This window comes from Saccharospirillum impatiens DSM 12546 (assembly GCF_000423605.1).
Taxonomy (GTDB): Bacteria; Pseudomonadota; Gammaproteobacteria; order Pseudomonadales; family Natronospirillaceae; genus Saccharospirillum; species Saccharospirillum impatiens.
The window spans coordinates 1-20,868 of the sequence record NZ_AUIH01000033.1 but is presented as its reverse complement, the minus strand read 5'-3'; the positions used below and the strand labels follow the sequence as shown (position 1 = coordinate 20,868).

At 55.8% G+C, this 20,868-nt stretch carries 20 protein-coding genes; 12 read left to right on the top strand and 8 right to left on the bottom strand.

Translation table 11 applies throughout. The annotated features are described in order from the left end of the window. Nucleotides 1-5: 5 nt before the first annotated feature. Nucleotides 6-1,385, top strand: a complete 1,380-nt coding sequence (gene ppnN / locus G565_RS0114840) for a nucleotide 5'-monophosphate nucleosidase PpnN (RefSeq protein WP_028671604.1) — start codon at nucleotides 6-8, stop codon at nucleotides 1,383-1,385. Nucleotides 1,386-1,519: 134 nt separating this feature from the next. Here ppnN and G565_RS24335 read toward each other — a convergent pair whose 3' ends face one another. Beyond that, on the bottom strand, nucleotides 1,520-2,332 hold the full coding sequence (locus tag G565_RS24335) for a Rossmann-fold NAD(P)-binding domain-containing protein (protein ID WP_037339525.1): 813 nt from the start codon (nucleotides 2,330-2,332) through the stop codon (nucleotides 1,520-1,522). Nucleotides 2,333-2,472: 140 nt separating this feature from the next. On the opposite strand from G565_RS24335, the gene G565_RS0114830 reads away from it, so the two are divergent. From G565_RS0114830 to G565_RS0114810, 5 genes are all read left to right on the top strand, one after another. Continuing rightward, a complete protein-coding gene (locus G565_RS0114830) occupies nucleotides 2,473-3,396 on the top strand; it encodes a hydrogen peroxide-inducible genes activator (protein ID WP_028671603.1) in 924 nt (307 codons plus the stop codon). Next, entirely contained in the window at nucleotides 3,386-5,455 is a 2,070-nt protein-coding gene (gene recG / locus G565_RS0114825) for an ATP-dependent DNA helicase RecG (RefSeq protein ID WP_028671602.1), read from the top strand. The genes G565_RS0114830 and recG overlap by 11 nt, the downstream gene beginning before the upstream one ends. 107 nt (nucleotides 5,456-5,562) lie before the next feature. Beyond that, complete coding sequence (locus G565_RS24330) at nucleotides 5,563-6,957, top strand: aminoacyl-tRNA deacylase and HDOD domain-containing protein (protein WP_084649410.1); 1,395 nt, start codon at nucleotides 5,563-5,565, stop codon at nucleotides 6,955-6,957. A 107-nt stretch (nucleotides 6,958-7,064) separates the two neighbouring features. Then, nucleotides 7,065-7,523: a DUF4826 family protein gene (locus G565_RS0114815; RefSeq protein ID WP_028671601.1), complete on the top strand. Its 459-nt coding sequence runs from the start codon at nucleotides 7,065-7,067 to the stop codon at nucleotides 7,521-7,523. Between the two features lie 260 nt (nucleotides 7,524-7,783). After that, nucleotides 7,784-9,514: a DEAD/DEAH box helicase gene (locus G565_RS0114810; RefSeq protein WP_028671600.1), complete on the top strand. Its 1,731-nt coding sequence runs from the start codon at nucleotides 7,784-7,786 to the stop codon at nucleotides 9,512-9,514. Between the two features lie 258 nt (nucleotides 9,515-9,772). Here G565_RS0114810 and G565_RS0114805 read toward each other — a convergent pair whose 3' ends face one another. From G565_RS0114805 to G565_RS0114790, 4 genes are read right to left on the bottom strand one after another with little or no spacing between them, the layout of a single operon-like run. Further along, nucleotides 9,773-9,952 carry a hypothetical protein gene (locus G565_RS0114805; RefSeq protein ID WP_028671599.1) on the bottom strand — a complete coding sequence of 60 codons (180 nt, stop codon included), beginning with the start codon at nucleotides 9,950-9,952 and terminating at the stop codon, nucleotides 9,773-9,775. Continuing rightward, on the bottom strand, nucleotides 9,952-10,755 hold the full coding sequence (gene trpC, locus G565_RS0114800; protein WP_028671598.1) for an indole-3-glycerol phosphate synthase TrpC: 804 nt from the start codon (nucleotides 10,753-10,755) through the stop codon (nucleotides 9,952-9,954). Before trpC ends, G565_RS0114805 begins: the two co-directional genes overlap by 1 nt. Nucleotides 10,756-10,757: 2 nt before the next feature. Next, a complete protein-coding gene (trpD, locus tag G565_RS0114795) occupies nucleotides 10,758-11,795 on the bottom strand; it encodes an anthranilate phosphoribosyltransferase (protein WP_028671597.1) in 1,038 nt (345 codons plus the stop codon). Nucleotides 11,796-11,850: 55 nt separating this feature from the next. After that, on the bottom strand, nucleotides 11,851-12,501 hold the full coding sequence (locus tag G565_RS0114790; RefSeq protein WP_245584193.1) for an anthranilate synthase component II: 651 nt from the start codon (nucleotides 12,499-12,501) through the stop codon (nucleotides 11,851-11,853). Nucleotides 12,502-12,562: 61 nt separating this feature from the next. On the opposite strand from G565_RS0114790, the gene G565_RS0114785 reads away from it, so the two are divergent. Beyond that, complete coding sequence (locus G565_RS0114785) at nucleotides 12,563-13,414, top strand: CLCA_X family protein (RefSeq protein WP_169579659.1); 852 nt, start codon at nucleotides 12,563-12,565, stop codon at nucleotides 13,412-13,414. 29 nt (nucleotides 13,415-13,443) lie between these two features. On the opposite strand, the gene G565_RS0114780 is transcribed toward G565_RS0114785, so the two are convergent. Next, nucleotides 13,444-13,650, bottom strand: coding sequence for a YjfB family protein (locus G565_RS0114780; RefSeq protein WP_028671594.1), 207 nt, complete (start codon nucleotides 13,648-13,650; stop codon nucleotides 13,444-13,446). A gap of 79 nt (nucleotides 13,651-13,729) precedes the next feature. Then, the gene (locus G565_RS0114775; RefSeq protein WP_028671593.1) at nucleotides 13,730-14,362 is read right to left on the bottom strand and encodes a 1-acyl-sn-glycerol-3-phosphate acyltransferase; all 633 of its coding nucleotides are present in this window, start codon (nucleotides 14,360-14,362) and stop codon (nucleotides 13,730-13,732) included. A 438-nt stretch (nucleotides 14,363-14,800) separates the two neighbouring features. Between G565_RS0114775 and katG the strand changes: the two genes are divergently transcribed. The 5 genes from katG to G565_RS24325 all read left to right on the top strand — a co-directional run bounded on the left by katG (nucleotide 14,801) and on the right by G565_RS24325 (nucleotide 20,602). Then, a complete protein-coding gene (katG, locus tag G565_RS0114770) occupies nucleotides 14,801-17,020 on the top strand; it encodes a catalase/peroxidase HPI (RefSeq protein WP_028671592.1) in 2,220 nt (739 codons plus the stop codon). A gap of 827 nt (nucleotides 17,021-17,847) precedes the next feature. Then, nucleotides 17,848-18,423: a hypothetical protein gene (locus G565_RS0114765; protein ID WP_028671591.1), complete on the top strand. Its 576-nt coding sequence runs from the start codon at nucleotides 17,848-17,850 to the stop codon at nucleotides 18,421-18,423. Further along, nucleotides 18,420-18,644, top strand: a complete 225-nt coding sequence (locus G565_RS0114760) for an HTH-like domain-containing protein (RefSeq protein ID WP_028671590.1) — start codon at nucleotides 18,420-18,422, stop codon at nucleotides 18,642-18,644. Before G565_RS0114765 ends, G565_RS0114760 begins: the two co-directional genes overlap by 4 nt. Nucleotides 18,645-18,734: 90 nt before the next feature. Further along, nucleotides 18,735-20,204, top strand: coding sequence for a TIR domain-containing protein (locus G565_RS0114755; RefSeq protein ID WP_028671589.1), 1,470 nt, complete (start codon nucleotides 18,735-18,737; stop codon nucleotides 20,202-20,204). Between the two features lie 59 nt (nucleotides 20,205-20,263). Continuing rightward, complete coding sequence (locus G565_RS24325) at nucleotides 20,264-20,602, top strand: TIR domain-containing protein (protein ID WP_084649409.1); 339 nt, start codon at nucleotides 20,264-20,266, stop codon at nucleotides 20,600-20,602. Nucleotides 20,603-20,736: 134 nt separating this feature from the next. On the opposite strand, the gene G565_RS27720 is transcribed toward G565_RS24325, so the two are convergent. Further along, the gene (locus G565_RS27720; RefSeq protein ID WP_425413980.1) at nucleotides 20,737-20,856 is read right to left on the bottom strand and encodes a hypothetical protein; all 120 of its coding nucleotides are present in this window, start codon (nucleotides 20,854-20,856) and stop codon (nucleotides 20,737-20,739) included. Between the last annotated feature and the right edge of the window lie 12 nt (nucleotides 20,857-20,868).

Sequence of the window (20,868 nt, the reverse complement as noted above, 5' to 3'; positions counted from 1 at the left end):
AATGCATGAAACGAAGCACCGTAAACGCCTCATTAACCCCTAAGGGCAGCCTGGAAGTGCTGTCTCAGCGGGAAGTGCAAAAACTGAAATCAGCCGGCGACAATGGTCTGTATGACCTGTTCCGTCGCTGTGCCCTGGCCATTTTGAACACGGGTTCGACCAGCGATAATGCCAAGACAATCCTGGAAACCTACCCGGATTTCGACATCGAGATCGTGCAGCAGGACAGAGGCATCCGCCTGAACCTGCACCATGCGCCAGCCGACGCCTTTGTTGATGGTCAGATGATCGCCTCTACCCGGGAGATGCTGTTCTCGGCGCTGCGCGACATCATATACACAGCCAGCGAACTGGAAAGCAAACGGGTTGATTTCAAATCCAGCGATGGCATCAGCGATTACGTCTTCCACCTGCTGCGCAACGCCCGCTCTTTGCATGCGGGCGAAGAGCCGCGCATGGTAGTGTGCTGGGGCGGCCATTCCATCGGTCATGAAGAATACGAATACACCAAGGAAGTCGGGCACGAGCTGGGCTTGCGCGGTATGGACATCTGCACCGGCTGCGGGCCCGGCGTGATGAAAGGCCCGATGAAAGGGGCCGCGATTGCGCACGCCAAACAACGCATTCGCGAAGGCCGTTACCTGGGTCTGACCGAGCCGGGCATTATCGCTGCCGAAGCACCTAACCCCATTGTCAACGAGCTGGTGATTCTGCCCGATATCGAAAAGCGCCTTGAGGCTTTCGTGCGGGTCGGCCATGGCATTCTGATCTTCCCCGGCGGCGCAGGCACGGCTGAAGAGTTGCTTTACCTGCTCGGCATCCTGTTGCACCCGGAAAACGCCGACCTGCCGTTCCCGCTGATTCTCACGGGTCCGAAATCGGCAGAGCCCTATTTCCAGCAACTGCACGAGTTCATTGCCCGCACGTTGGGTTACGCCGCCCAGCAGCGCTACAAAATCATCATTGACGACCATGCACAAGCCGCACGGGAGATGGTGCTCGGTATTGAGCAAGTGCGGGTTTTCCGCCGCGCCAAAGCCGATGCGTATCACTTTAACTGGCAGATGCACATCGACCATGAATACCAGCGCCCGTTCGAGCCCACCCACGCCAATATGGCCAAGCTGGAATTGCGCAAAGACATGCCGGTGCACCTGCTGGCAGCGAATCTGCGTCGTGCTTTCAGTGGCATTGTCGCCGGTAACGTCAAAGAGCAGGGCATTCGCCTGATCGAACAGCACGGCCCCTATGAAATCAACGGCGACCCGGACATTCTGGAGCCGCTCGATAACCTGCTCGAAGCGTTCGTCAAGCAACACCGGATGAAATTGCCCGGCACCGAGTATGTGCCCTGTTATGTAATCGGTAAGAAACAAACAGCCTGAATGATTAAACGAGAACCATCGTCCGGTACTTCCGCTTCCGTTCGCGGTGTAAATCAGGTGTTCTGACAGGTCGGGGGAGACGCTGGTAACCAGATTGTCGCTGACCGGGTGAGTAAACCGCGCTATCGCTCAGGCTACAGTGTCTCGTACCCGCCTGACTGATAATTCGGGTATTGCCACTGAAAGCCACTGCCTGCCAGTCGGTCACTGAGCAACCGCTTACCCCCAGCAACCTCTGGCATGGGGTGCAGCGCTGCAAGGCCTTGCTGCTTGCGCAGGTAATTCAGTACCTCGAACAACGGCGCAGGCTGACGATCGGTAACCAGATACCGATCAGCCAGCGCTGGCAGGGTTGCCAGATGCACCAGGGCTGCGGCAGCATCGTCAATGTGAATCCGGTTGGTCCAGTGGTTCGTCGCCGGCGGTTGCGTATCCGCTTTCAACGCCATTCGTCGCAGCCAGTCACGGCCCGGACCATAAATGCCGCTGAGTCGCGCCACTGCCGTCTCGACCGGCAAGCGATCGATGGCCGCTTCCATTTCCGCCAGACAATCACCCCCCCAGTCGCTGGGGTGAATCGGGCTGTCTTCAGTGAGGTCACGGCCATCGTTGGCACCGTATACCCGGGAAGAGCCCACCACGATGATGCGCTTGGGCGCTGTGCGCCAGTGTTGCAGGCTTCGCCCAAGTTGTTGCACCGGCTGCACGTATCCACGACGGTAGCCTTCGGCATCGCGCTGAGCGGCCGATAACGCGATGATGACCACGTCGGCCGCGATGTCCGGCCATGGCTCAACCGCCAGGTCGACCGAGCGTTGCTCAAACCCCAGTGCCGGGTCTGCAGCGGAACGACGCAAGCCGATAACGGATTCACCACTGTCCAGCAAACGCCGGGCAACACGGCGATTCAAATCCCCCACTCCTGCCAGTAGAAACCGACGCGACATATCATTACCCTCTTGTATCAAAAATCAGTTTTCGATAGTTTATCGCAAACAGATACACAACCCTACCCGGCACCGTTCGTCTCACGACACAAGCCCTGTGTTCGTATACCACGCTCATTGCCCTTATCAGGAATTACCTCATGACACTGACAGAACTGCGCTACATCGTCGCCTTGGCACAGGAGCGTCATTTCGGCAAGGCGGCTGAGCGGTGCTTTGTCGCCCAGCCGACCCTCAGTGTAGCGATCAAGAAGCTGGAAGACCGCCTCGGCGTTGCCATCTTCGAACGGGGCAAATCCGGAGTGCAGGTGACACCCGTCGGGCAACGCATCGTCGAGCAGGCGCAACGTGTGCTCGAAGAAAGCCACAAGATTGAAGACCTGGCCCATGCGGGCAAGAACCAGTTGTCCAGCCCGTTGAAGCTGGGCGTCATCTACACCGTTGGCCCCTATCTGTTGCCCCACATTATTCCGCAATTGCGTCAGATGGCACCGGAAATGCCGCTAGAGATTGAAGAGAACTTCACCTCCAACCTGCGCCACCGGCTGCGTGATGGCTTGCTGGATGCCATCATCATCGCCCTTCCGTTTAACGAGCCCGATGTGCTGACCAAGCCGATGTTCGACGAAGACTTTGAAATCCTGCTGCCCAGCGGCCACCCGCTGACCAAACGCAAGAGCATTCCGGCAGAAGAACTGATCCAGGAACCCCTGTTGTTGCTGGGTGAAGGGCATTGTTTTCGTGACACTATATTCAACGCCTGCCCGAACATTGCCTCGGCCTCGCGTGACCCCAAAGGCCGCATTCGCACCATGGCCGATGGCAGTTCACTGGAAACCCTGAGACACATGGTCGCCTCCAACCTGGGCATCACCATTTTGCCGCAATCAGCGACCGGCTCACGCCTGTACAACGATGAACTGGTGTCGGTACGTCCCTTTGCCAACCACGTACCACGACGCACGGTGGCGCTGGCCTGGCGGGCCAGTTTCCCGCGCCCGAAGGCGATCGACTTGCTCGAAACCTGTGTTCGCCAGTGCAACATCGGCTCCAATGCAGCTTGAAGACCCGATCAGCCGGTTAACCGGCGTGGGCCCGAAACTGGCCGAAAAGTGCCAGTCTATCGGGCTCAACACCGTTGGGGACTTGCTGTTTCACCTGCCCTACAAATACCAGGATCGCACCCGGATCACCCCGATTGGTAAGCTGCAATTGGGGATGGCCGTGGTGGTTCAGGGTGAAGTACGTGGCTCCCAGGTGCTGTTTGGCCGTCGGCGCAGCCTGATCTGCCGGCTGTCGGATGGAACCGGCTTGCTCAGCATGCGCTTGTTTCACTTTACCAAAGCTCAGCAAATGCGTCTGAGCGAAGGCACTCACGTGCGCCTTTATGGTGAGGTACGAATGGGCTCAACAGGGCTGGAAATGATGCACCCCGAATACGTTGCGCGTGACGACGACCAGTTTCCGCCACTCGACAACACCCTCACCCCGCTCTACCCCAGCAGCGAAGGGCTGAACCAAACCCGGCTGAGAACTCTGGTCGAACAAGCCATTACAGCCCTGAAACGCCAGGGTGGTTTGGCTGAGTGGGTACCGCCCGACTGGCTGGCTGGCTGGGGTTTGCCATCACTGACCGACGCATTGCTCACCCTGCACCACCCACACTCCAGCAGCGACACCCAGGCACTGCTCGATGGCCTGCACCCGGCGCAGCAGCGACTGGCTCTGGAAGAATTGCTGGCGCACCACCTGAGCCTGATGCTGATCCGTCAGAAAACCCAGGCCAATGGTGCGCCCGCCATCGCGCCCAGCAAAACCCTGGTCACTGGCCTGTTGCGCCAGCTTCCCTTTCAGTTAACCGGTGCACAGCAACGGGTCGCTGGCGAAATTCAGCATGACATGGGCCTCAGCTTACCGATGTTGCGGCTGGTTCAGGGCGATGTTGGGTCCGGTAAAACCCTGGTCGCCATGGTGGCCGCACTGCAGGCTATCGAGGCCGGGTTTCAGGTGGCCCTCATGGCGCCAACCGAGCTGCTTGCTGAGCAGCACTTTCGCACGTTACAGCAATGGGCCGAACCGCTGAACGTGCAGTGCTCACTGTTGCTGGGCAAACAGGGCAAACGCCAGCGCGAGAGCATTCTGACTGAACTGGCGGACGGCACCACTCAACTGATGATCGGGACCCACGCCCTGTTCCAGGCCGGAGTCGAGTACCACCGCCTGGGCCTGGTGATCATCGATGAACAACACCGCTTTGGTGTGCATCAGCGACTCGCACTGAAAGAAAAAGCCCGGGACGGCCTGCCCCACCAGCTCACCATGACCGCCACGCCGATACCGCGCACCCTGGCGATGACCGCTTACGCGGATCTCGATGTCTCCATCATTGACGAATTGCCGCCCGGGCGGACGCCAGTAACCACCACGGTAATCAGCCAGGAACGGCGCGATGCCGTGATACGCCGTGTTGACGCGGCCTGCGATTCGGGTCGTCAGGTGTACTGGGTGTGCACCCTGATCGAAGAATCTGAAGAACTCCAGGCCGAAGCCGCCGAGGAAACGGCCGACGTGCTGCAGCGCTGTTTACCCTCCCGGCGCGTCGGGCTGTTGCATGGCCGCATGAAACCGGCCGACAAAACCCGGTTAATGGCAGCGTTCAAAGACCGCCAGCTCGACATACTGGTGGCCACGACGGTCATCGAAGTCGGCGTTGATGTGCCCAACGCATCGGTGATGATTATCGAAAATCCGGAGCGGCTGGGGCTGGCCCAGTTGCATCAGTTGCGCGGCCGGGTGGGACGCGGCACCATCGACAGCCATTGCCTGCTGATGTTTGGTAACCAGCTGTCCGAACAAGGCAAACAACGCCTGGAAGTGATGCGCTCGACCAGCGATGGTTTCGTGATTGCCGAAGAAGATCTGAAACTGCGCGGCCCGGGCGAGGTGCTTGGCACACGCCAGACAGGGGCTATGGCGTTTCGGGTGGCGGACCTCGAACGTGACCGCAACTGGCTGACCGTGGTACCAGAACTTGCCCATCGCTTGCAGACTGAATACCCAAGCCACATATCGCCACTGGTCGAACGCTGGCTGTTTAACGCCGACCGCTATGCTCAAGTGTGACGCACGTCGCTTTTATCGTGATGCCTTGATGGTTATTGAACCGGAATAGCCCCTGACACCGAATAATGATCTAAACTAACACCATTAACTTGAAGGATTCATATTCAATGGCGAGTCCCATGGCCGAGCCCACCAACAAAGACCTGCCGTTTCTGGTCAAACAACATTTGCGCAAGCACAGCATCGCCCACGAAATTGATGCCAACGAGCACAAGGGCATCCGCGCTGAAGTCGCTTTGCTGCGGGATACATTCGGTCTGGTTCAAATCTTTTTCTGCTCCGATACCCTGCTCGACCTTGAGAAGGTAAAACGACTGACCGGGCGTCAGTTGCAGCCACTGGCTTTGCCGGAAATCAACAAGATCAAACTGAAATTGTCGGTCAGCACCCTGCCCGCCTTTGACGACCTGATGGAAGCAGAAACCCTGATCGATGAGCGGCTCTATGAACTCGATGAAGTCTATGTGTACAGCGGCAGTCAGCACGGCCTTATTCGCCTGGCCAACGCCCAGTTACTGAAGCACAAAGCAACCACCCGGGTCGCAGACCTGTGTGAACCCCTGCCAAACATCAGCCCGGCTAATAGCATCGACCTGTTCGAACAGGATCGTGAAGACATTCACCGTTCGTTAAACAGTTTCACGGCCTTGCGCATTCGCCAACGCATTGAAGAAACACTGGAAATACCCCCGTTACCGGCGACCGCTCAGGCGATTATCAAGTTGCGGGTTGATCCGGACGCCGATATCAGCAAACTCAGTCGAATTGTCGAAAACGACCCGAGTCTGGCTGCACAAGTGGTCAGTTGGGCCAGTTCGTCCTACTACGCTGCTCCCGGTTCGATAAAGTCGGTTCAGGATGCCATTGTCCGGGTGCTGGGCTACGATCTGGTCATGAACCTCTCGCTCGGCCTAGCGCTGGGCAAAACGCTCGCCCAGCCTACCGACAATGCCGAAGGCTTCGCACCATTCTGGACCAAAGCGGTCTATGTCGCTGCGACCAGCGGCGCCCTGCTGTCGTTGATTCCGCGCGAATTCAGACCCGGCTTTGGCCTCATTTACCTAACTGGCTTGCTGCACAATTTTGGGTATCTGATCCTCTCCCACGCCTTCCGGCCGCACTTTTCAGCCGTTTGCCGAATGCGTGAAGCCAACCGCCATTTGCCCCATCAATTTGTTGAACAGCATCTGCTCGGCATTTCCGGCGATCAAATTGCTGCCTATCTGATGAAGAGCTGGCAGATGCCTGCGGAAGTGTGCCTGGGCATACGCTACCAGGCAGAGCCAGACTACCTGGGCAACGGATCCGACCACGCTCAAATGGTGTATCTGGCCAATAATCTGCTGCAACAATACAGCTTGCTGCCCGGCGAAAGCCAACACTTGGATACATCAGTGTACGAGCACTTGCACATCAACCCGGATGAAGTTGAAGACATTATGGACACGCTAGTCGCCTCCAAAGATCAGATCGAAGGCATCATCCGCGGGCTGGAAAGCTAGGGAGCCTCTGAACAACTCTTCCGTGGCTCTGCTGGGCAGTTGACGCGGGGCCCTAATCTGCGTTCAATGGCTCTTATACGACTCAACCCTGTATTTTGAGCCTGCCCATGAGCAATACCAAGCCCACCCCGTCACTGCCCGACTACCGCAACCGGTTTAACCGGGGCTTGTGGCTGCGCGAGCGCAAACGCGACCTGGTGGGTTTCTTTGAGAACCGAAGCATTGTCACTGGGCCCATCGACCCGGATCCGTATTGGGCCAAAGTCCCCTTCGTCTCCATATGGCGCGTCAGCAGCCTGGGCACACCGGGATTCGATGGCTGGTACGGACTGGCCGGTGATCACCCCTGTGATATTGTCGGCATCAACAACCTGGTTGAGCACCCGCGGGAGATCCTGCGCTACTTTTCAGGCAAGTGGCTCTACGCAGCTCACCGGTTGAAACAGGGAGATGATTACGGCGACTTCAGAATTGAACAGATAGCCGACCGACCCAAAGTCGGCCGGCTGATTGAAGACCGGGCGCAGCGACTGCAGCGCTGGGTTGACGAAGAATCACTCTGGTAGGGCACCAGTACCAGCCCCCGTTGATTATACGGCAACTCCGCTAACGCATCACATATTATGCAGACAACCAGGCCTATCTGGTGTATACTCCGCGCCCCGTTTTTACCATAAGCCAAACAAGACTGTTTGGCGTGAAGGGAGCCTATTTGACCGATTCCTGCCTTGTCTGGGAATACGCCGGTTTACCGGTACGACTCGAAAGCGGCTCCTTCTTGAAGCCCGGGTGCACGTAAGTGCGACCCCTCGAGGATGTGTTCTGAATGACTGATACCCCCCGTTTTGATCAACTGGGCCTGGCGCCCAATGTACTTGAAAACCTGACCAAGCTCGGTTACGAAACCCCGACCCCCATTCAACAGCAGGCTATTCCGGCCATCGTCGCCGGCAAAGATGTATTGGGCCTGGCGCAAACCGGCACCGGCAAAACGGCCGCTTTTGCATTGCCACTGTTGAGCATCATGGACAGCAAAATTCAGGCTCCGCAAACACTGGTGCTGTGTCCAACGCGGGAACTGGCCATACAAGTAGCCGAGGCGTTTCAATCCTATGCCAAGGGCTCGGCGGGCTTTAACGTTCTGCCGATATACGGCGGCGCCGATATGCGCAACCAGTTGCGTGGCCTGAAGCAGAACCCGCAGGTCATCGTCGGCACACCCGGCCGGGTGATGGACCACCTGCGTCGCAACTCGCTGGACCTAACTAACCTCAAGCATTTGGTGCTCGACGAAGCGGACGAAATGCTGCGCATGGGCTTTGTTGAAGACATCGACTGGATTCTTGAGCACACCCCGGCCAACAAACAGGTTGCCCTGTTCTCGGCCACGATGATTCAGCAGGTCAAACGCCTGACCCAGCAGTACCTGAAAGACCCGGTACGCATTGAAATTCAGGCTAGCCAGGCCGCTCTGGAGAAAATAGAGCAGTTCGTCTGGCACGTTGGCGGCATCGACAAGCTCGAAGCCCTGACCCGTATTCTGGAAGTGGAAGAGTGGAACGCGGCGATCCTGTTCGTGCGCACCAAGGTTGAAAGCCAGTTCCTGGCCGACAAGCTCTCGGCCCGTGGCCACGCCTGTACCGCCCTGAGCGGTGATGTTGCCCAGAAGCAGCGCGAAGACATCATCAATCAGTTCAAGAGCGGCAAGCTCGATCTGGTGATTGCCACCGACGTGGCCGCCCGTGGCCTGGACGTTGAACGCATCAGCCACGTCATCAACTGGGACATTCCCGGCGATGTGCAAACCTATACTCACCGAATCGGCCGTACCGGCCGTGCCGGTCGCAGTGGTAAGGCGATCATGTTCGTCAAACCCCGCGAGCGTCGTTTGTTGCGGGATATCGAACGCGTCACCAAGCAACAACTGAAGCCTTACCCGCTGCCGAGCGCCGCTCAACTGAGCGACCACCGTGCCGGCCAGTTCAAGGCTGACGTACTCGAACGTATCGAAAACGCCGATCTGACGTTCTTCCGCGCCATGATTGATGGCTGGGTCGAGAACACCGAGACCCCGGTTGAAGCGCGCGACCTGGCGGCTGCACTGGCGATGATGGCACAGGAAGACAAGCCCCTGCAGATCCCGGAAGATCCCAAGCCCCGCCCGGCTCGCGATCGCGATGACCGCCCATCACGGGACGGCAAGCCCCGCCCGGAACGCGGCGCCAAGCGGGATCGGCCGCTGGATTATGATGCTCAGAAATATCGCCTGGATGTCGGCCGTAAAGACGGCGTAGAACCCGGCCATATTGTCGGTGCCATTGCCAACGAAGCTGGCATCGAAGGGCGCTTCATCAACAACATCAGCATTCAGGAGCAATACACTCTGGTCGACCTGCCTACCGGCATGCCAAAAGAGATTCTTGAACAGCTGAAAAAGACGCGCGTCAAAGGCCGCCCCATGGCCCTGCGTGCCTGGGAAGACAGCCCGGCTGGCGCACCGGCAAGGCGCAAACCCGCCGGCGACCGCAAGCCGCGCAAACCCCGCACGGCTGATTAATATCAGCGCCTTGCACTCATAAAAAAAGCGACCCTCGGGTCGCTTTTTTGTTTTCGGAGTTTGGGTTTGCCTGGGTGGCTGGAGTCCGTGTCAGGAACCGGGTAGGCTTATCTGGGGTCGGCGTAAATCCGTCCATGGAGCCTAGACCGCAGCATCCCTGCTGCGGACTACCCCAGATAAGCCTACCCGGCACCTAACACTCAATTGGTTGCAAACTCCGACTTTCCTTACTAAAAACTCAAAGCTCGCAGCTTGCTCCTACCCAATAAAATATTTAATCGCAGCCGCGATCAGCACCACTGGCACCAGAATCCGAATCCACTTCGAGTACTTCGCGGCCTGCTCTTCACTGACTTCCGAGCCCTTAGCCGAGGTGATCTTAATCACCACCAACATCACCACGGCCAGTACAACCAATATCGTCACAATAGGTGGCATCAAAGCTCTCCAAACAATTCGTTCATTCGTGTACCGGGGTCATCAGCGCGCATAAAGGCTTCGCCGACCAGAAACGCATTGATGCGGTTGTTACGCATTAATTCAACGTCAGCCGGAGTCAGAATGCCACTTTCAGTGATCAGAGTTCGCCCCTCGTCGACGGCATCTTTCAGCGTCAACGTGGTGTCCAGAGAAACCTCGAAGGTGTGAAGGTTACGGTTATTGATACCGATCAGCGGCGTATCGAGGCGCAACGCCTGCTCCATTTCAGCCGCATCGTGCACCTCAACCAACACATCCATACCCAGTGCCCGCGCCTGCGCATGGAGATCAGCGAGCTGTTTCGCATCGAGCGATGACACAATCAACAGTACGCAATCGGCACCAATGGCCCGGGCTTCGGTAATCTGATAGGGGTCAATCAGGAAGTCTTTGCGAATAACCGGCAGCGAACAACCATCGCGCACGGCCATCAAATAGTCTTCATGACCTTGAAAGAAATCCTGATCAGTGAGTACCGACAAGCAGGCCGCACCGGCACGTTCGTAACTGCGGGCGATATCAACCGGCAAGAAAGGATCGCGCAGAATACCCTTGCTCGGCGACGCCTTTTTAATCTCTGCGATCACCCCGGCTTTACCGGCGTCGATTTTAGCGTTCAGCGCCCGGGCAAAACCTCTTGGGGCCGGGTGCCGGTCAAATTCGCGTTCAAGATCCAGCGCACTGACGCGACGCGAGCGCTCGGCCACTTCCTCGCGCTTGCGGTCATTGATTTTTTTCAAAATGGTCGGTGTATCGGTCACGATCAGGCTCCGGTCAGGGCGTCTGAAAACGCCGCCAGTTCTTTCATTTTCTCGAAGGCCAAACCGGTTGAAATGGCATCCTGCGCCATGGCGATGCCCTGCTCCAGATCGCTGGCAACGCCCGATACATAAATCGCCGCGCCCGCATTCAGGGCGATAATGTCAGCCGCCCGGGCGGAGACTTCATCGCTGGCTCCGGTCAGGGCGCTTTTGATCAGTTCAAAACTTTGTTCGGAATTCTGCACCGCCAGACCAGACAGCCCCTGAGTCGCCAGGCCAACGTCTTCCGGGCGAATCTTGTAGCTGCGCACCTCGCCATCCTTCAGTTCAGCCACGAAGTTGCTGCCGCCAATGCTGAACTCATCGAGTCCGTCTTTGGAGTGCACCACCATCACATGCTCGCTGCCCAGACGCTTCATCACATGCGCCAGCGGCTCGCACAGGTTTTCAGTGAACACGCCAATGACCTGGCGTTTTACGCCAGCCGGATTGGTGAGCGGCCCGATGATGTTAAAGATGGTGCGCATGCCCAGCTCTTTGCGCGGGCCAATGGCGTATTTCATGGCACTGTGATGACCCGGTGCAAACATGAAACCCACCCCGACCGACTCAACGGCGCGTGCCGTCTGCTCGGGTGACAGGTTGATGTTAATGCCGGCTGCTTCGAGTAAATCGGCACTGCCCGAATTGGACGACACGCCGCGGTTACCATGCTTGGCTACCCGGCCACCTGCGGCTGCGACAACAAAGGCCGCCGCCGTAGAAACGTTGAACAAATCTTGCCCGTCGCCGCCGGTGCCGCAGGTATCGACCAGATGCTCAACGTTCACGTCGACACTCGCCGCCAGCTCACGCATGACCATGGCGGCACCGGTGATCTCCTCGATCGTTTCCCCTTTCATACGCAAGCCCATCAGAAAGGCACCGATCTGAGCGTCGGTGCATTCTCCGGTCATGATCTGGCGCATCACCAATTGCATGTCTTCCTGGCTGAAATGGCCGTGTTCGGAAATGCGCTTCAAGGCGTATTTGATATCCATGCTCGCTCCTGCGGGTCAGGGTAATAGGGGGGAGGTTCAGTTTTGCAACACTATATCAGATTGCCGCTGGCTGATCAGGCCCCGGAGCCGCCGCCAGGGCTTCGGGCAATGGCACACCCAGAAACCGGGCCAGCAGTGCATGGCCATGATGGGTCAGAATCGATTCAGGGTGAAACTGAACCCCTTCCACAGCAAGCGTTCGGTGCCGAACGCCCATGATCTCCTCGACCGAGCCATCCGGGCTCTCCGTCCAGGCGGTGACTTCCAGGCTGTCCGGCAAGGCGGACTGACCAATCACCAGCGAATGATAGCGCGTCACCTGAAACGGATTCTCAAGGCCGGCAAACACACCGCGCCCAGTATGGTGAACCAGGGATGTTTTACCGTGCATCACCCGGCCAGCCCGCACCACGGCGGCACCAAATACCTGGCCAATGCACTGATGCCCCAGGCACACACCCAAGATCGGAATAGTGCCAGCGAAATGCCGGACCGCCGCCATTGAAATACCGGCGTCATTGGGCGTACAGGGGCCGGGGGAGATCATCAGCGCATCGGCCGACAGCGCTTCCAGCTCGGCCAGTGACGCTGTGTCGCTTTGCACCACACTAACCTCGGCACCCAGCTCTTGCAGGTAGTGAACCAGGTTATAGGTGAAGGAGTCGTGGTTGTCGATCATGACCACGCGGGGCAACGCAAGCGACATGTTAGGGGTACCTGTTCCGGACGGGGCGGGCGACAGTGTGAATCAAGACGGGTTAAAATGCATGCCTGTTGCAACCAGACTTGGCCGGAGAACCCCTATTCAGCCCTCAAACACCCAGCGCCTGCTCGACCGCGACTTTTACCGCAATGGCCCGGATCACCGCGCCGGAACCGACGTTGGCTTTGCCGAGGTCAAACGCCGTTTTGGCCTGCGCACCATCACCATCGGCCGCTGGGTAACCAAAGCAGAACAGGCCGGAACGGCCAACCACTTTTACGATGCGTTGTCCGATCTGCAAACGTTGTTGCACGGCCCGGCAGACCTGCTGTCGCTGCGCGGCACTCTGTCGCTCACCTATGGCAGCGGCGGGCAACCCGGCGTGTCGGCCCATTACGAGCCGGCCACACGAACCCTGGCTCTGGCCAAGAACGCCGGGCCGGGCAGCATTGCCCATGAATGGTTCCACGCACTGGACCACTACCTCTCTGACAAAGCCTTTAAGAAAGCCACCGCCGGTCGCTTCGCCTCGGCAGCCTGGCTCGCCGACAGCCCAACCATCGATCACCCGCTCAACCGGTTGCTGTTCGACTGCTTCAATACGATTTTACTGAATGAAACCGGCAACGGCACCAGTGAGGTGTTCAAGCAATCGGTGGCGGCCGACCGGAGCCAGAACGGCCTGTATTTCAGCCTGCCAGAGGAATTGGCAGCCCGGGCTTTCGAAGCCTTTATACAAGACTCGCCACTGAAAAATCATTTTCTGGTGAAAGGCACGAAGGAATCGCCAGAGGCCAAGCTCGGGCTCTATCCTCAGGGAGTGGAAAGGGAACGCATCAACACGGCGTTCAATACGTACTTTCAGGCACTGGGCACGGCGCTGATGCGCCAGGGCATTGGCCCCAACACACGCTAAGCCTTCCTAAACCGGCTCGCCAGAACAGCCTAAACCCGAACGCTCACGTTTTGCCCAATATTACCGACTGACCCAGACGACTGAGCCGGGTCGATGCTTTGAATCAATTGCAACGCAAGATCCGCCTGCATGTCGATCGCTTGCTTAAAGGTTTTCAAGCCCGCGTCCTGTTTCGCCTCGGTGGTTGCTTGCGCGCTTGAGTATGCCGCCACGGAACTAAGGGAGCCGACGTTCATGAGCCCTCCATTGGATTAATGTGTCAGGCTTACTGCATCGGCGAGCGGTTCAGAAACTTGAGTCATTTAACGCCGTAGCTCAGTGATCTGCCGATCGCTTCACGGCCTGTTTTTGGTCCCACAATACCTTTACCGGACGGGATAACTTATCCGGATGGCGGGGTGTGACTTCAGAAAAACAGTCGTAAATGCGCTCCATGTCGGCTTCGAGGTCATCTCCGGGTTCCAGGACAAGCGGAAAGGAAATCTGTTTTTTCTCGTAGTCCGCCGTTGCCAGTACAATCGGCAAGCCTGCCTGGCGAGCAATGTGATGAAACCCGGTTTTCCATTTGTCGGCATTACTGCGGGTACCCTCGGGGGTCATCACGACAATGATCCGGTCATGCAGGTTCAACTCTGCCACCGTTTGCCCGACCACACCACCGGCTCTTGCCCGGTCAACCGGAATGCCACCCAGCTTTCTCAGCAGCCACCCGAAAGGCCCTTTGAACAGGTTGTTTTTGATCATAAAGCGGGCATGCAATGTCAGCGCGATACCGCTGGTAATGCCCAAAAATCCGTCCCAGTTAGAGGTATGAGGGCCTCCCACGACAATGGCTTTGGGGACATCGGGAAACGGGCGTACTTCCCAGCCAAGCAACCGCAACAAGCCGATAGCAACCCGGCGCATCAACGAGCCGCCGCCGGACAACGCTTTATTATTGTTTTGCATAACGATCCTGACACTTTCCACAACAACCCCAATACTACCGCATACTGAGCGTTGACACACATTACCTGGCACGCGCCCTTTAAATGTAGCTCGACAGCGGGCATGTCATCGCGGTGAGTAATCGGCTTTGCCAGCACTTATTGGCCACGGAGCGGTTGCCCTGCCGGCCGATACAGAAAAACTATCAGATCGGTCAGTAAAACAAACTTATGGCAATGACAAGTCACTGCTATAACTAACTCACTGCAAAGCGGAAAGGAAGCCATGACTTGCCGCTTGCCTTGCACGTTGACTGACATGGCTCAGCCCGGTACTGGCTTCCGGCAGACGGACTGTAAAGTCTCTGGGCCCGGTGGCCAGTATACCGAGTCCCGACTAACGTTACGGCACCTTTATAACCAGAATAATCGAACCAAACAGTCACAGACGGAGAGAGTTATGACCACGAATCAGACAGAAACCGCCGGCAAATGCCCGGTGATGCACGGCTCCCGCACTAAGGCAAGTACGGGTACCGCCAACCAGGACTGGTGGCCGAACCAGTTGAACCTGGCCATACTTCACCAGCACGCACCCAAGTCCAACCCCCTGGGTGACGATTTTGACTACGCCGAAGCCTTCAAAAAGCTGGACCTTCCTGCTGTCAAAAAAGACATCGAAGCCCTGCTGAAAGACTCGCAAGACTGGTGGCCAGCCGACTACGGTCACTACGGCCCGTTCATGATCCGTATGGCATGGCACAGCGCCGGTACCTACCGCACCGGCGATGGCCGTGGCGGTGCCGGTACCGGCAACCAGCGCTTTGCGCCGCTCAACAGTTGGCCAGACAACGGCAACCTCGATAAGGCTCGTCGTTTGTTGTGGCCGGTCAAGCAGAAGTACGGCAGCAAATTGTCGTGGGCTGACTTGTACATCCTAACCGGCAACGTCGCCATGGAATCCATGGGCTTCAAAACCTTTGGTTTCGCCGGTGGCCGTGCCGACATCTTCCAGCCGGAAGAAGACATTTACTGGGGCGCCGAGAAAGAGTGGCTCGCCACCAGCGACAAAGACAACAGCCGCTACTCCGGCGAACGGGATTTGGCAAACCCACTGGCTGCGGTTCAAATGGGTTTGATCTACGTGAACCCGGAAGGCCCTGATGGCAACCCGGACCCGCTGGCATCGGCCAAAGACATTCGTGAAACGTTTGCCCGCATGGCGATGAACGATTACGAGACCGTTGCCCTGACCGCCGGTGGCCACACCTTCGGCAAAACGCACGGTGCCGGCGACCCGGAAAAAGTCGGCCCGGAACCCGAAGCGGCTCCGATCGAAAACATGGGCTTTGGCTGGATCAACAGCCACGGTACCGGTAAAGGCCGTGATACCACCACCAGTGGCCTCGAAGGCGCCTGGACACCCACGCCAACCCAATGGGACATGAGCTACTTTGACGTCCTGTTCGGTTACGAGTGGGAATTGTCGAAGAGCCCGGCCGGTGCCCAGCAGTGGGTGGCCAAAGGTTTGAAAGACAGCGACAAAGCGCCTGACCCGGAAGACGCGTCAACCAAGGTCGGCATCATGATGTCCACTGCCGACATGGCGATGCGCGAAGACCCCGAGTACCGCAAAATCTCGCAACACTTCCACAAAAACCCGGAAGAGTTTGCCGATGCCTTCGCCCGCGCCTGGTTCAAATTGACGCACCGCGACATGGGCCCGAAAGCCCGTTACCTCGGCCCGGAAGTGCCGGCTGAAGACCTGATCTGGCAAGATCCGGTTCCGGCCGTTGATCACGAACTGGTCAGCGCCAGCGACGTTGCCGACCTGAAGAGCAAGATCCTGGCCACAGGCCTGTCGGTATCTGAACTGGTGTACACCGCCTGGTCCTCTGCATCGACCTACCGCGGTTCCGACATGCGCGGCGGTGCCAATGGCGCTCGCATTCGTCTGGCCCCAATGAAAGACTGGGACGTGAACCAGCCAGACCAACTGGCCAAGGTACTCAAAGCACTGGAGGGCGTTCAGAAGGCGTTCAATGGCGCCTCGGGCAGCAAAAAAGTATCGCTGGCCGACCTGATTGTGCTCGGTGGTGTCGCCGCGGTAGAGAAAGCCGCCAAAGACGCCGGTCACAGCGTCGAGGTGCCCTTTGCGCCGGGCCGAACCGATGCGACCGACGACCAGACAGACGTTGAAGCGTTTGATTGGCTCAAACCGGAAGCCGACGGTTTCCGCAACTACCGGCGCGCGGCGTTCACCATTTCCGACGAGGAAATGCTGATCGACAAAGCTCAGTTGCTGGGCCTGAGTGCCCCGGAAATGACGGTACTGGTCGGTGGTATGCGCGTGCTAAATGCCAACCACAAGCAAGCCAAGCACGGCGTGCTGACCAAGACACCGGGCAAACTCACCAACGATTTCTTCGTGAACCTGACCGACATCAACACCGAGTGGAAGCCAACGTCTTCCGACGCGGATGTGTTTGAAGGTAAAGATCGCAAGAGCGGTGACGTGAAGTGGACCGGCACCCGCGTAGACCTAATCTTTGGCTCCAACTCCCAGTTGCGCGCCATTGCTGAGGTCTATGCCGAGAGCGACGCGAACGAGAAGTTTGTGAAAGACTTCGTCGCAGCCTGGACCAAGGTGATGAACGCTGATCGGTTCGATCTGGCGTAACAAGCACTGAACGGTTAAGACCAAGGCCGGATGCCAAAAAGGGCATCCGGCCTTTTTTATGCGCGACAGAAACCAAACCAACCACAGAATTCCACCAACTAATCGCTCCCTCTCCCATCCCATGGGAGAGGGCTGGGGAGAGGGCTCTTTTCAAGATTGTTGAATAAAGCGTCCAGCCAAAACCCGGCCCCAACCGGTACCGACTTTCGCCCGAGCTTGCAGGGGCTTCCTGCCCCCAAGCCCTACCGCAGGCATCCCTGCCTGCTGCGAAACCCGGTACCGGCTGGTGCCTAGCCCTGCGTACCACACTCCATTCCCAACTAAGAGCGGACACGTCTGACACCTCCTCGAAATAAGTTCTTGCCAACCCTGTCACAGAGTGAGAAGGTGAAAACACAACCTATTCTGCCTTGGTGTGCCCTGTAACCGGCCGGGCGGTAGCGAGTCTTGTCGATTCTCAGGCCTACTTTTGTTGCTCCAATCTGTCGTGCATCAAATTCCGAATTTGTGTTGAATCGACTCTAGCCATTACACACCAAACATGAATGTAAGCTTCATCGCAGTCAGAGACTGAATCGCGACGTATATACCGGAAAAAACCGGAATATGTGTCGCTTGAGACGCTGATTCCAGATATCAGCGTCTCAAGCGACGGGTTTGCTGGCTTTGATATCACGTAGGTTTGGCAACGTAATCTGACTGAAAGCCCACAGTAGCTAGTCTTTAGCAGTAGCGCTCTGTAGGTTAGGTGTCGCATCTGCCGGAATAACTGGCGGAGGCGAAGATGAATAAGCTGTTACGTGTTTGAGGTAGTCATAGACTGATCTATGAAAGTTAAATTGAAAGAGTTTGAACAACATCTATACCACTTTGACGTTGAGAATAATGACAAAGCTGAGGGTCATCTTGACGATGCTTTGTCGATGATCGGCTGCATTGTCATGTTCTTTAATAGCCTTGAAAGCACCTTAGACCATGTGCTGTGTGAAAATTTTACAGACCGCACTGACTCAATGGGTCTTATCGTTCTGAACAAAATGAGTGTTGGCGCAAAGGTAGAACTATTTAAAAGATTCTGTGATGACTTACATCTACAGATCGGGTCAGAAGTAGAGGGTTATGGAAAGCTTCTAAACGACCTTGGAGATTCCATACGGCTCCGTAACTTAATAGTACATGCTGATTGGGAAACGACAGACGACGAGGGATACACGTACGTTGGATTGAAAATGTCGAAGACGGGAATGAGGCAAGAGTATCGTCAGTTTACTCCCGAAGCACTACAGGAAATTAGTGAACTTTTAATACACACCAGAGTAAATATATATAAATATTGGGAGCGTGCCACCGATGTCTTTTATGGGCGTGATCCCGGAGCATTAGGATTAGGAGCTGACAAATGAAACCGGAGACATTGGGAGAGATTCTTAGCGATATGTACGTTACTGCTAAGGACGGGGAGAAAGTATCAAATATTCATCTTTTTGGAATTCGTTTTGCAAAAGAAATTACGTCATGCGGAACATCACCAACAGAAATAGCGAGGCATGCCGGTATTGATGTTTCGTACGGGACGGAAATCAGTAAAGGAAGAAAGTTAGCTAAGTATGTACTTATCAAATGACACGTAACAAAGTCATGAACTTCGCGCCTTCGGCGCCGGACACGGCCGACGGCCGCGCCGGTTATGAACGGCGTTATACAGGAGAAAACAATGAAGTACCCAGTAGAAGAGGTATTCCGAACGGAGGGGGTACCGGAGTTCACCTTCGTCAAACCGCCAAACTACAACGAGATATTCGTCGATATACGTAATACGGGTAAGCCCACGATCATTGAGGGCCAATCGGGTACGGGCAAGACAACCGTCGCGAAGAAGATTATAGAGCATGCCTTCCCGCATGGAGACTTTGGCTACCTCTCTGCGCGTAAGGCTAGTGATATGGCAAATATTCTAGCAATTGCAGAAGGAACTCTCCAAGGCAAGTGGATTATCGATGATTTCCATCGACTGGACGCTAACGTACAGGCACAAATTGCCGATCTGGTAAAAGTCGCTGCCGAAAATTTCGACGCTGCAGCACATCCTAAATTAGTACTCATTGGTATCAATAAGGTTGGCAGTGAACTTATTCTTCTTGTTCATGACATTGCTAAGCGATGCGGTATTCACCGGATACAGCCTGCCGATAAAGACATCTCGCTAAGGATGATTAGTCGAGGAGAAGAGAAATTAAACGTATTGCTGGAGGACAAAGAGTCCATCTTTGCCGAGACCGAGGGGGACTATTGGCTGACGCAGTTGACGTGTCAAGCGATCTGCCTTAGCCACGACATACTCGAGACTGAAGATTCTCAAACGAGATTACCTTACCTGCAAGATGATGTTCGGGCTCGTATTATCGCACGGCTTGAGCATTCTTATAGAGAGCCAGTGAAGGAGTTTGCGCGCGGGAAGCGCTTCCGGCCAACGAACGATCCCTACTTTCGACTACTTCGCCTGATAGCGGCGCAGAGGAGTTCAATCGCAGACCTCAACGAGTTGGCAAATGCTAACCCCGACGTAAGAGGGAGTATCAATAATATTAAGGAGCGGCGCATCACTATCGTGCTGGAGTCGAAGCCTATCTGTGATCGCTACTTCTACTACAATCCTGATACCAAGACATTCGCAATTGAAGATCCGGCGTTCTTTTACTATCTACAGCATCTCGATTGGGAGAATATGCGTAAGGATTGTGGTTTTAGGGACGATCCGCAAACTTTTGATTGGGATTTTGCAATTTCTTTCGCCGGTGAATGTAGAGTGCTTGCCAAAACGATTGCCGATCTCCTCGAAATTCTAGACTGTACAGTCTTTTACGATCAGTACTATGAAGCTAATTACCTTGGTACGGCTTGGTCTCAGCAATTCAAGGATATTTTCGGTAGTAAGGCAAGATATGTTGTTTGTTTGCTCGACTCTCATCATGCAGAGAAGATTTGGCCAACATTCGAGAGGGAGTGTTTTACGCCGCGTGTAGAGGATGCCGCTGTGATTCCCATCTACTTGGACGATACTCCTTTCATAGGAATTCCCAAGGATATAGTGGGCATAGACTTCAAGGAATTTGATTGGGGTAATTCCGAGCTAGTCACAGATAAGATTGTCTACAAACTCGAAGACAAACTCAGAAATTCATAACAATGCAATCCACGCGACAGGCTCGTGATTGCGGGCGTTATACGTGAAGGAGAAAAACCATGGGGTTGCCAAGAGCATTTGTTGGATTTAGCAGTACAGACATTCACTATTATCGACTCATGCAAGCCTGGAAGGCCAATAAGAGTATTGACTTCAACTTTGCGAGCTGCCAGCTTCAATCTGAAGTTAATTCAGAAGACGAAGCTTATATCAAGCGCAAATGTCGAGAGAGAATCAATTTGGCCGGAAAGTATCTATTGCTCATTGGACAGGACACTAGAAGCAAACATAAGTATGTGAGGTGGGAAGCGGAGGTTGCTATAGAAAAAGATTGTACTATCATAGGAATAAACCTGGATGGTTCTAGCCCGGATATTTCACCAAACAGCCTAAAGTAGCACTGCATAGAATTTGTTGAATGTTTTCGAGCAGCTCCACAGCTACAGGTCGATTTTGACCCGGATTCCCGATTTTCAGGCACACTTCCCCTTACCCCGTTGTTTAAAGTGTGCCGGGTCAGCACTGGTTATGGCTATGTCGAGTTCAGGTTGTTCAGTGCGGTTTCAAACAGTCCTTGATATGGGTAATGACTGGGCAGCAGGAAGCGAATTCGGCGCGTATTGTGTATGACGATGGCCGCCACCTTACACAGCTTTAGCCGGAT